The sequence below is a fragment of the Methylobacterium sp. P3_A11 genome, from assembly GCF_056403155.1.
On sequence record NZ_JBFUGA010000146.1, the window covers coordinates 1 to 10,849 of the forward strand.

Sequence of the window (10,849 nt, forward strand, 5' to 3'; positions counted from 1 at the left end):
TCCTGCTGACGATCGAGGAGGGCTCGCGGGGCGGGTTCGGCGCGATGGTGCTGCATCTCCTCGCGGAGAAGGGCGCGCTGGACGCGGGCGGGGTGCGGGTGCGGACGCTGACGCTGCCGGACACCTACCAGGACCACGACAGCCCGGAGAAGATGTACGCCGAGGCCGGGCTCGACGCCAAAACCATCGTCAAGACCGCCCTCGATACGTTGCCCGAGCGCAAGGAAGGCCGGTCGCGCCTGCGCCTCGCCTGAACGACGGGTCCGGTTCACGGCGGTCCCGGTCAGGTGCCGCCGTCGTGGAGCGGCGCCAGGCCTTCTCCCTGACCGTCTCGTCCTGAGGGGCGCGCTTTCGCCGGGGTGTCATCCATTCCCGGCGGAGCGCATTGGTCCATCCTGAGGCACGCGGCCCCAACCGTCTTGCCGTGGCGCGCGATCGCCAGCATATCGCCGCCATGCGTGCGGGCGCGGCGCATCCTCCGAGCCTGTCCCGCGCCTGTCGCATCGCGCCGAGATGGGGACCAACGAGCCGATGACCTCCGAGAAGCTGCGCCTCGGCGTCAACATCGACCACGTCGCGACCGTCCGGAACGCCCGCGGCGGCGACTATCCGGACCCGGTCCGGGCGGCCCTGCTCGCGGTGGAGGCGGGTGCCGACGGCATCACCGCGCACCTGCGCGAGGACCGGCGCCACATCCGCGACACCGACATCGCGGCCCTGAAGCGCGGCCTGTCCGTGCCGCTCAATTTCGAGATGGCGGCCACCGACGAGATGGTGGTGATCGCCCTGGACACCCGGCCCCATGCCGCCTGTCTCGTGCCTGAGAAGCGCGAGGAGCGCACCACCGAGGGGGGCCTCGACATCATCGGCGGCCATGATCACCTCGCGCCGCGCATCCGGGCGCTTGCGGAGGCCGGCATCCGAGTCTCGCTGTTCGTCGAACCGGAGCCGGCCGTGATGGAGGCCGCCCGCGGCCTCGGGGCGCCCGTGGTGGAATTGCATACCGGCCGCTACTGCGAGGCCGCGCTCGAGGACGATCCGGCCCGCACTGCCCACGAACTCGCCCGCATCCGGCGCGCGGCCGAGCACGGGGCCGGCCTCGGCCTCGAGATCCATGCCGGCCACGGCCTCACCCTGGGCAGCGTCGGCCCGGTGGCGGCGCTGCCGCAGGTCCGGGAGCTGAACATCGGCCATTCGCTGATCGCCGACGCGATCTTCGTGGGCCTCGACCGGGCGGTGCGCAACATGCGGGCCGCCATGGATCGGGCGCGGCGGCCATGATCATCGGGATCGGTTCGGATCTCTGCGACATCCGTCGGATCGCCCGGACGCTGGAGCGGCACGGCGAGCGCTTCATCCACCGGGTGTTCACCGACGGGGAGCGGGAGCGCTGCGACCGGCGGGCCGCCCGCGCGGAGGGCTACGCCCGACGCTTCGCCGCCAAGGAGGCTTGCGCCAAGGCGCTGGGCACCGGTCTCAGCGCCGGCGTGTTCTGGCGCGACATGGAGGTGGTGAACCTGCCGTCCGGACAGCCGACACTGCGGCTCGCCGGCGGCGCGGCCGAGCGGCTCGCGGAGCTCCTGCCGCCGGGGCATTCGGCGCGCCTGCATGTGAGCCTCACCGACGATCCGCCGATGGCCCAGGCCTTCGTGGTCATCGAGGCCCTGCCGGCGGCCGTCGCCGGTTGATGGCGCGGGTCGGGGATTAGCCGGCCGCGGTCGCGCGTTGCGGGGGACTCGCGCATGGTCTAGACCCCCGCTCACAGGGGACACGATTGCGGCGCATTCCTCGGGACAACCGCACATCACGCCGCGCGCGGTGGGGCCGTGCTCCACTGGCGGCAGGCGACGAACCTCAACCGAAGACGGAACGCGCGCGTGGATTACGACGGCAAGCCGCTCAGGAAACCCGCTGAGACTGGTACCTGGGCCAGCATCCGCGAGACGCTGAAGGTCGGCATCCAAGCCCTGCTGATCGCCCTGGTGGTGCGGACGCTGCTGTTCCAGCCGTTCAACATCCCCTCGGGGTCGCTGGTGCCGACCCTGTTGATCGGCGACTACCTGTTCGTATCAAAATATTCCTACGGATACTCCAAATATTCTCTGCCGCTCTCGGAATACATTCCGATTCAGGCCGATGGCCGGATCTGGGGCGCCGATCCCAAGCGCGGCGACATCGCGGTGTTCAAGCTGCCCAAGGACAACGCGACCGACTACATCAAGCGCGTGATCGGTCTGCCGGGCGACAAGATCCAGATGATCGACGGCGTGCTCAACATCAACGGCAAGGCGGTCAAACGCGAGCGGATCGCCGACTACGAGACCACCGATCCCTACGGGCAGGCCACCAAGGTGCCTCAGTACCTGGAGACTCTGCCCAACGGGGTGGTCCACCGGGTCATCGAGCGCGACGGCGACAACGGCTTCTGGGACAAGACCGAGCTGTACACGGTCCCGCCCGGTCACTTTTTCATGATGGGCGACAACCGCGACAATTCCACGGATTCGCGCGATCTCGCCAACGTCGGCTACGTGCCCTTCGCCAATCTGGTCGGGCGCGCCGAGATGATCTTCTTCTCGATCGACGAGGGCACCCCGGCGTGGCAGGTCTGGAACTGGCCGGCCCACGTGCGCTGGACGCGCCTGTTCACGTCGATCCATTGACCGGTCCGGACTTGGACGACGCCGCGCAGCACCGAGCCAATGCCCGATCCCGCCGGGCACATAAGCCCCGGCCGCCCCTGAGCGCGCTCGAGGAGCGGATCGGGCACAGCTTCGCCGATCAGGACCTGCTCACCCGCGCCCTGACCCATACCAGCAAGGCCAGCGGCCGCGGCGGCAGCTACCAGCGCCTGGAATTCCTCGGCGACCGCGTGCTCGGGCTCGCGGTCGCCGACCGCCTCTACGGCGCCTTCCCCGAGGCCGACGAGGGCGATCTGTCCCGGCGGCTGGCTGCCCTCGTCCGGCGCGAGACCTGCGCGGTCGTGGCCGCCTCCTGGGAGGTCGGGCCGCATCTCATCCTCGGCCAGGGCGAGGTGATGGGCGGCGGCCGGCGCAACCAGACGATCCTCGCCGATGTCTGCGAGGCGATTCTCGGCGCGATCTACCTCGACGCCGGATTCGATGCCGCCCGGGCTGTGGTCGAGGCGCATTTCCGTCCGGGCGAGCCGACCGCGGCGGCACGGGGCCGCGACGCCAAATCCGCCCTGCAGGAATGGGCCATGGGCCGCAGCCTGCCGATCCCCACCTACGCGGTGGTGGAGCGCACCGGTCCCGACCACGCCCCCCGGTTCCGCATCGCCGTGCAGGTCGAGGGTCTCGAGCCCGGTCTCGGTGACGGCACGTCGAAGCGGATCGCCGAGCAGGCCGCGGCCCGGGCGCTGATGGAGCGGGAGGGAATCGGGGCCTCCGCCGACGCGGAGCCGACGGAGACAGCATGAGCGCGCACGAGCAAGACGATCACGATCAGCGGGACGAGCCCGGCGTCGCGCCGGCCCCGGAACCTGCGCGCGATTCGTCCCCCCCCCCTGCCACGCTTCCCGGCACGCCCACCGACGCCCGGGCGGGCTTCGTCGCGCTGATCGGCGTGCCGAACGCCGGCAAGTCGACGTTGCTCAACAGCTTGGTCGGCACCAAGGTCTCGATCGTCTCCCGGAAGGTGCAGACGACCCGGGCGCTGGTGCGGGGGATCCTCATTGAGGGCTCGGCCCAGGTGATCCTGGTCGACACGCCAGGCATCTTCGCGCCCAAGCGCCGCCTCGACCGGGCGATGGTGCATTCCGCCTGGAGCGGCGCCGCCGACGCGGACGCGGTCTGCCTGCTGGTCGATGCGCGCAAGGGCATCGATCAGGAGGTGGAGGCCGTCCTCGGGCGGCTCGGCGAGGTGAAGCGCGAGAAGATGTTGATCCTCAACAAGATCGACTTGATCCCGCGGGAGCGGCTGCTCGACCTCGCCGCCAAGCTCAACGCCGTCTCGCCCTTCGCCGAGACCTTCATGATCTCGGCGCTGAAGGGCGACGGCGTGGAGGATCTCCGGCGGGCGCTCGCCGCCCGCATGCCGCCGGGGCCGTGGCTCTACCCGGAGGATCAGGTCTCGGACGCGCCCCTGCGCATGCTGGCTGCCGAGATCACCCGCGAAAAGATCTACGACCGGCTGCACGAGGAACTGCCCTACCGGTCCACGGTGGAGACCGACCAGTGGCAGATCCGGCCGGACGGGTCGGTGCGGATCGAGCAGACGATCTTCGTCGAGCGCGAGAGCCAGCGTTCGATCGTCCTCGGCAAGGGCGGTCAGACCATCAAGGCGATCGGGCAGGCGGCCCGGGTCGAGATCGCCGAGGCGGCCGACGCCCGGGTCCATCTGTTCCTGCACGTGAAGGTGCGCGAGAACTGGGCCGACGATCCGGCCCGCTACCGCGAGATGGGGCTCGAATTCCCCCGGGGCTGACGCGCGCGGCCGCGGCCAGCGGGCTGGGAATCCCGAGCCGTTCCGGTATAAATCCAGGTGTTCCCCCCGGATAAACCGAGTCGGACGCGGATGTACCGTGCTCCGCCGCGGATTCGCGTTCCGAAGTCGGCTCTCCAGATCCCGAAACGTACATGCGCCATGCCGTCTACGGCCTGCCGCCGGTCGACCTCGCCGAGGTCCCGAGCGACGCCGTCCAAGTCTCGCCCATGATCCCCGGTGCCGCCCGGCTGGAGGACCTGCCCGAGAACAGCCTCGACGTCGCCACCGTGCTCGCCCCTCCCGGGACCGTCGAGCGGCGCTACGTGCTCGCACAGGTGCTGCGTGCCCTGGGGCCGGGCGGCCGCATGGTCGCCCTGGCCCCGAAGGATCGGGGCGGCACCCGCCTCGCCAAGGAACTGACCACGTTCGGCTGTACCGCGGCCGACCAGCCCCGCCGGCATCACCGGATCTGCACGACCGAGCGCCCCCCGGTCCCGGCAGGCCTCGTCGAGGCAATCGACGAGGGCGCCCCCCGGCACGTCGACAACCTCGCCCTGTGCACGCAGCCCGGGATCTTCTCGTGGGACAGGCTGGATCCCGGCTCGGCGCTGCTCCTGGCGAACCTGCCGCCGATGAAGGGGCGCGGCGCGGATTTCGGATGCGGGCTGGGAATCCTGTCGCGTGCCGTTCTCGGCTCCGACGCCGTGACCGCCCTGACACTGCTCGAGATCGACCGGCGTGCCGTCGAGATGGCGCGCCGCAACGTCGCCGACCCGCGGGTGGTGATTCTCTGGGCGGACATCCGGGCGCCCGGCGTCGTCCCGGACAAGCTCGACTTCGTCGTCACCAACCCGCCCTTCCACGAGGGCGGGGCCGAGGACCAGGCGCTCGGCCGGGCGTTCATCGCCCGGGCCGCCGAGGCGCTGCGGCCCGGCGGCGCGCTCTGGCTCGTGGCCAATGCCCATCTGCCCTACGACGCCGCCCTCCGCGAGACGTTCCGGCAGGTCGCCGTGGCCGTGCAGGGGAACGGCTACCGGGTCTACGAGGCCCGCCGGTGATGGCGGTGCCGGCATGAGCGCGGTGAAATCCGTCCGCCTGGACAAGCTCCTCGCCAATCTCGGCTACGGCTCGCGTCGAGAGATCCAGACCCTCGCCCGCGCCGGCGCGATTCGCCTCGACGGCGCGGATCTCGACGATGCGGGGGGGCGGATCGCCCTCGATCCGGATCTCCCGCATCGCCTGACGATCGACGGCGCCCCCATCGATCCGCTGCCCGGCCTGTGCCTGATGCTGCACAAGCCCCTGGGCGTGACCTGCTCGCACAAGGAGGCCGGGCCGCTGGTCTACGGGCTCCTCCCCGAGCGCTGGCGACGCCGCGAGCCGCCGCTCTCCACGGTCGGGCGGCTCGACAAGGAAACGTCGGGCCTCCTGCTGCTCACCGACGACGGCGCGCTCCTGCACCGGATCATCAGCCCAAAGGCCGGTGTGGCGAAGCGCTACCGCGTGACCCTCGACCGGCCGCTCGCAGGCAGCGAGGCGGAGGTCTTCGCCTCAGGGACGCTGATGCTGGAGGGCGAGGCGCATCCGCTGCTGCCGGTTCGCCTCGACGTCGAGGATGAAACGCACTGCGCGGTAACCCTGACGGAGGGCCGCTACCATCAGGTCCGCCGAATGTTCGCCGCCGTCGGCAACCACGTCGCGGCCCTGCACCGGGACCGGGTCGGCGGCCTCGATCTGCCGGGGGATCTGGCGGCGGGGGAGCACCGGGTTATGACGTCCGAGGACGTGGCGGCGGTCTTCGCGGGGGCGTGAGCCGCGGCCTTTTTCCGGGTCCCGTCGACGCGCGTTCGGCGTTCCCCCTGAGCGTCCCGCCGCCGCTCGAGGCCGCGAACGCGACCGGCGCCACGGCAGCCGCCGCGATCTATCCGGCTCCTTGCCTCCGCCTGCGCACTCTGCTAAGCGCCCGCCTATCCCACACGCGGAGCCGGCCTCATGCCTGAATGAGGCGTTTCCGGTGGTCGCCCGACCGTATCAGGCGGCTGCATCCCTCCGCGGCGGATCCAACCGGAGAGTACAAAGACATGGCCGTCGACTTTTCCATGCGTCAGCTCCTCGAAGCGGGCGCCCATTTCGGTCACCAGTCCCACCGCTGGAACCCGAAGATGCAGCCGTACATCTTCGGCACACGCAACAACATCCACATCATCGACCTCGCCCAGACCGTGCCGGCGCTGCACACGGCGCTGCAGGCGGTGAGCGACACCGTCGCCAAGGGCGGCCGCGTGCTGTTCGTCGGCACCAAGCGGCAGGCGGCCGACACGATCGCCGAGGCGGCCAAGCGCTCGGCCCAGTACTATGTCAACTCCCGCTGGCTGGGCGGCATGCTCACCAACTGGAAGACCATTTCGGGCTCGATCTCGCGCCTGCGCAAGGTCACCGAGACGCTGGAGACCGGCGGCCCGGGCCTGACCAAGAAAGAGCGCCTGATGCTCTCCCGTGAGAAGGATAAGCTCGAGAAGGCGCTCGGCGGCATCAAGGACATGGGCGGGGTGCCCGACCTGCTGTTCGTGATCGACACCAACAAGGAGCAGCTGGCGATCAAGGAGGCGAACCGCCTCGGGATCCCGGTGGCCGCCATCGTCGACACCAACTGCAACCCGGACGGCATCACCCACATCGTCCCGGCCAACGACGACGCCGGCCGCGCCATCGCGCTCTATTGCGACCTGATCGCCAAGGCCGCCATCGACGGCATCTCGCGCGCCCAGGGCTCGTCGGGCATGGATCTCGGCGCCTCGGAGGAGCCGATGGCCGAGGAGCTGCCGGTCGACAACACCGCCGCCGTCACGGTCGAGTCCGATGCCCTCGACCCGGCCGACGTCGCGATGCTTGCCGAGACGACCGAGCATTTCGAGCTGCTCGCCGCTCCGCGCGGCGCGCCGGACGACCTGACCAAGCTCAACGGCGCCGGCCCGCAGATCGTCCAGAAGCTCAACGACGCCGGCATCTACCATTACTGGCAGCTCGCCGCGATGACCCCCGAGGACGTCGCAAAGGTCGATGCCGAGCTGAAGCTCAACGGCCGCATCGACCGCGACTCCTGGGTCTCGCAGGCCCGCGGCTTCGTCGAGGCTGCTGCCGCGGCCTGATCCATCGGGATTTCGCGGCGGCCCCGTCATCGGGCCGTCGCGGTTCCAGACATACCGGGCCCGGCCGCTCACCCGCGCGCCGGGCCTCTCGCATCCAGACCGTACGAAAGGGACCGCCATGGCCAACATCACCGCCGCGATGGTGAAGGAGCTCCGGGAGAAGACCGGCGCCGGCATGATGGACTGCAAGGGCGCGCTCAACGAGACGCAGGGCGACATCGAGGCCGCCGTCGACTGGCTCCGCAAGAAGGGTCTCGCCAAGGCCGCCAAGAAGGCCGGCCGCGTCGCCGCCGAGGGCCTCGTCGCCGTCGAGTCCGCCGGCCACCACGCCGCCGTGGTCGAGGTGAACTCCGAGACCGACTTCGTCGCCCGCAACGACGCCTTCCAGGCCTTCGCCCGCGAAGCCGCCAAGATCGCGCTCAACACCGACGGCACGCTGGAAGGCCTCCAGGCGGCCCACTTCCCGGGCGCCACCGAGACCGTCTCGGAGAAGCTGCAGGCTCTGATCGCCACCATCGGCGAGAACATGAACCTGCGCCGCGTCGCCAAGCTCGAGGTCAAGAAGGGCGTCATCGCCTCCTACGTGCACAACCAGATTTCCGAGGGCCTCGGCAAGATCGGCGTGCTCGTGGCGCTCGAGTCCGAGGGCGACGTCGACGCGCTCTCGGCTCTTGGCCGCCAGATCGCCATGCACATCGCGGCGACCAATCCTGTGGCGCTGGACGCCTCGGGCGTCGACGCCGCCACGGTCGAGCGCGAGTCGAACATCCTGCGCGAGAAGAATGCCGGCAAGCCGGACCACGTCCTCGCCAAGATCGTCGAGAGCGGCCTGAAGAGCTACTACAAGGAGGTCACCCTCCTGGATCAGCCCTTCGTGCATGACGGCTCGAAGACGGTCAGCCAGGTCCTGAAGGAAGCCGGCTCCAAGGTCGGCGGTCCGGTCGCCCTCATGGGCTTCGTCCGCTACGCGCTGGGCGAGGGCATCGAGAAGGAAGACGGGCCGGACTTCGCCACCGAGGTCGCACAGCAGGCCGGTCGCGCCTGACGGCGGTTCGATCACCCGGCGCGCCGGACCGCAGCGAGAGCAACCCCGCCCGGCGCAAGCCGGGCGGGGCTGCTCGTTTCTGGACCTGCGAAAGCGTTCCGCTGCGGATCGTGCTGCGGCGCACACCTCGATTTGCGGCGCTGCGCTATCTCGTCGGCATGGCTTTGAAATCCTTCTCCTACCTGATGATCGGCGTGTTCGCGTCCGGTCTCGTGATGACCGTCCTGGGCGCCGTCGGCGTCCTGGCGGGCAGCTGACAGCCGGCGMCGGCGCGCCTTCGCGCGTGCCGGCGCCGCGCCCGATATGCGGGCGCTTCATCCACGCGGCCTCAAGCGTCGGTTGCGATTCGACCGGTGCGGCGCGCCGGATCGCCCGGAACCCCTCGACGTGGCTCCCGCGCCTGACGTAGAAGCCTCCCGGCTTGCGCGATGCGGGATGGAGCCGGGAACCCCGATGCCGGATACGACGCCGTTTCGCCGGATCTTGCTGAAGCTGTCGGGTGAGGCGCTCGCCGCCCCGGACGGCTACTGGTTGCACCCGCCGACGCTGGCGGGGCTGGCCGAGGACATCGCCCGCACCATCGAGGCGGGCGCCGAGATCGCCATCGTGGTTGGCGGCGGCAACATGATCCGCGGCGCGCGGATCTCGGCGGCCGGCTGGATCGACCGAGCGACCGGGGATTCGCTCGGCATGATGGCCACCGTCATGAACTCCCTGGCCATCGAGACGGCGCTCAACGCCGCGGGCGTCCAGGCGCGCACGATGTCGGCGGTCTCGATGCCGACCATCTGCGAGACCTATGCCCGCCAGCCTGCGCTCCATCATCTGGACAAGGGTCAGGTGGTCGTCCTCGCCGGTGGCACCGGCAATCCGTTCTTCACCACCGACACCGCCGCGGTGCTGCGCGCCGCCGAGCTGCGCTGCGACGCGGTTCTCAAGGCCACGCAGGTCGACGGCGTCTATTCGGCCGATCCCAAGAAGGATCCGAGCGCCACCCGTTACGACCGGATCACCCACGACGAGGCTATCGCCCGCGATCTCAAGGTCATGGACACGGCGGCCTTCGCCCTGGCCCGGGAGAGCCGGCTGTCGATCCTCGTCGGATCGCTGCACCCGCCGAGCTCCATTGCCGCGATCCTGTCGGGCGAGGCACCCTCGACCCTCGTTGTGCCCTGACGCCGCGGCGGGAATGCCGGCGCAACGGTTTGCGGCCCTGAAGAAATTCGTCCATTGAGGCCGCGACTGCCCAAGCCGGGCTCAAGACAACGTCAGACGTGTCGGGACGACCATCATGGCCACACCGGAATTCGACCTCAACGACCTCAAGCGCCGGATGCAGGGCGCGGTCTCCTCGCTCTCGAAGGACCTCGGATCCCTGCGCACCGGCCGTGCGACGCCCTCGCTGCTCGACCCGATCCAGGTGGATGCCTACGGCTCGATGATGCCGATGGCCCAGGTCGCCACGGTCAGCGTGCCGGAGCCCCGGCTCCTGTCGATCTCGGTCTGGGACCGCAGCATGGTCACGGCCGTGGAGAAGGCGATCCGCGAATCCGACCTCGGCCTCAACCCGCAGACCGAGGGGCAGACCATCCGGCTCCGCATCCCCGAGATGAACGAGCAGCGCCGCAAGGAGATGGTCAAGGTCGCCCACAAGTACACCGAGGAGGCGCGCGTCGCCGTGCGCCACGTTCGCCGGGACGGGCTCGACCACCTAAAGAAGCTCCTGAAGGACAGCGCCATCTCGGAGGATGACGAGAAGCGCCAGGCCGCCGACGTACAGAAGGCGACTGATCAGTTCATCTCCGAGATCGACGGCGTGCTGGCCTCCAAGGAGAAGGAAATCATGCAGGTCTGAGGCGCAGGCCGAGACGCCTGTGACCTCCGCCGCCGCACCGGCCGCGCGTCCCTCGGGGCGGCGCGAGCTGTGGCTGCGCGTCGCCTCGGGCCTCGTGCTCGGGGGCGGCGTGCTGGCCGCGCTCGTCTATGGCGGCTGGCCGTTCGCGGGGATCTGGCTCGCTGCCGGCATCGTCGGCTTCGCCGAGTGGATGGTGATGAGCCGCACCGAGCCCCGCGAGATGCTGATCGCCCTGGGGGCCGCGACGCTCGGCGCCCTGCTCCTCTGCCAGCGCGGCGGCGCCCCGGCCTCGGCCTGCATCGCCGTCCTGCTGCTGGGCGCCGCCGCCTGCGCCACGGTGGCGCGGACCGGCCG

General features: G+C 70.3%; 14 protein-coding genes. All 14 read left to right on the plus strand.

Annotation, left to right across the window (positions count from 1 at the left end; translation table 11 throughout):
- On the plus strand, nucleotides 1-254 hold a 254-nt coding region (locus AC1DXK_RS28160; protein WP_477299534.1), incomplete at its 5' end, for a transketolase C-terminal domain-containing protein.
- A 277-nt stretch (nucleotides 255-531) separates the two neighbouring features.
- Nucleotides 532-1,281 (plus strand): pyridoxine 5'-phosphate synthase, encoded by a 750-nt coding sequence (locus AC1DXK_RS28165; protein ID WP_457104573.1) that lies wholly within the window; start codon nucleotides 532-534, stop codon nucleotides 1,279-1,281.
- Nucleotides 1,278-1,688, plus strand: a complete 411-nt coding sequence (gene acpS / locus AC1DXK_RS28170; protein WP_457104572.1) for a holo-ACP synthase — start codon at nucleotides 1,278-1,280, stop codon at nucleotides 1,686-1,688. Before AC1DXK_RS28165 ends, acpS begins: the two co-directional genes overlap by 4 nt.
- A 189-nt stretch (nucleotides 1,689-1,877) precedes the next feature.
- Nucleotides 1,878-2,663, plus strand: a complete 786-nt coding sequence (lepB, locus tag AC1DXK_RS28175) for a signal peptidase I (RefSeq protein ID WP_477299535.1) — start codon at nucleotides 1,878-1,880, stop codon at nucleotides 2,661-2,663.
- A complete protein-coding gene (gene rnc, locus AC1DXK_RS28180; protein ID WP_457104577.1) occupies nucleotides 2,660-3,439 on the plus strand; it encodes a ribonuclease III in 780 nt (259 codons plus the stop codon). Before lepB ends, rnc begins: the two co-directional genes overlap by 4 nt.
- The gene (gene era, locus AC1DXK_RS28185; RefSeq protein WP_477299536.1) at nucleotides 3,436-4,446 is read left to right on the plus strand and encodes a GTPase Era; all 1,011 of its coding nucleotides are present in this window, start codon (nucleotides 3,436-3,438) and stop codon (nucleotides 4,444-4,446) included. The genes rnc and era overlap by 4 nt, the downstream gene beginning before the upstream one ends.
- A 152-nt stretch (nucleotides 4,447-4,598) precedes the next feature.
- Nucleotides 4,599-5,504 carry a class I SAM-dependent methyltransferase gene (locus AC1DXK_RS28190; RefSeq protein ID WP_477299537.1) on the plus strand — a complete coding sequence of 302 codons (906 nt, stop codon included), beginning with the start codon at nucleotides 4,599-4,601 and terminating at the stop codon, nucleotides 5,502-5,504.
- A gap of 13 nt (nucleotides 5,505-5,517) precedes the next feature.
- Nucleotides 5,518-6,258, plus strand: a complete 741-nt coding sequence (locus tag AC1DXK_RS28195) for a pseudouridine synthase (RefSeq protein WP_457104568.1) — start codon at nucleotides 5,518-5,520, stop codon at nucleotides 6,256-6,258.
- Between the two features lie 269 nt (nucleotides 6,259-6,527).
- Nucleotides 6,528-7,595: a 30S ribosomal protein S2 gene (locus tag AC1DXK_RS28200; RefSeq protein WP_457104567.1), complete on the plus strand. Its 1,068-nt coding sequence runs from the start codon at nucleotides 6,528-6,530 to the stop codon at nucleotides 7,593-7,595.
- Nucleotides 7,596-7,713: 118 nt separating this feature from the next.
- The gene (gene tsf, locus AC1DXK_RS28205; protein WP_457104566.1) at nucleotides 7,714-8,640 is read left to right on the plus strand and encodes a translation elongation factor Ts; all 927 of its coding nucleotides are present in this window, start codon (nucleotides 7,714-7,716) and stop codon (nucleotides 8,638-8,640) included.
- 110 nt (nucleotides 8,641-8,750) lie between these two features.
- Nucleotides 8,751-8,897: a hypothetical protein gene (locus AC1DXK_RS28210; protein WP_457104565.1), complete on the plus strand. Its 147-nt coding sequence runs from the start codon at nucleotides 8,751-8,753 to the stop codon at nucleotides 8,895-8,897.
- Nucleotides 8,898-9,093: 196 nt separating this feature from the next.
- A complete protein-coding gene (pyrH, locus tag AC1DXK_RS28215; RefSeq protein WP_457104564.1) occupies nucleotides 9,094-9,816 on the plus strand; it encodes a UMP kinase in 723 nt (240 codons plus the stop codon).
- 115 nt (nucleotides 9,817-9,931) lie between these two features.
- Nucleotides 9,932-10,495, plus strand: coding sequence for a ribosome recycling factor (frr, locus tag AC1DXK_RS28220; RefSeq protein ID WP_457104563.1), 564 nt, complete (start codon nucleotides 9,932-9,934; stop codon nucleotides 10,493-10,495).
- Between the two features lie 19 nt (nucleotides 10,496-10,514).
- Nucleotides 10,515-10,849 (plus strand): phosphatidate cytidylyltransferase (locus tag AC1DXK_RS28225; protein ID WP_477299538.1); only part of this gene is annotated, 335 nt, incomplete at its 3' end.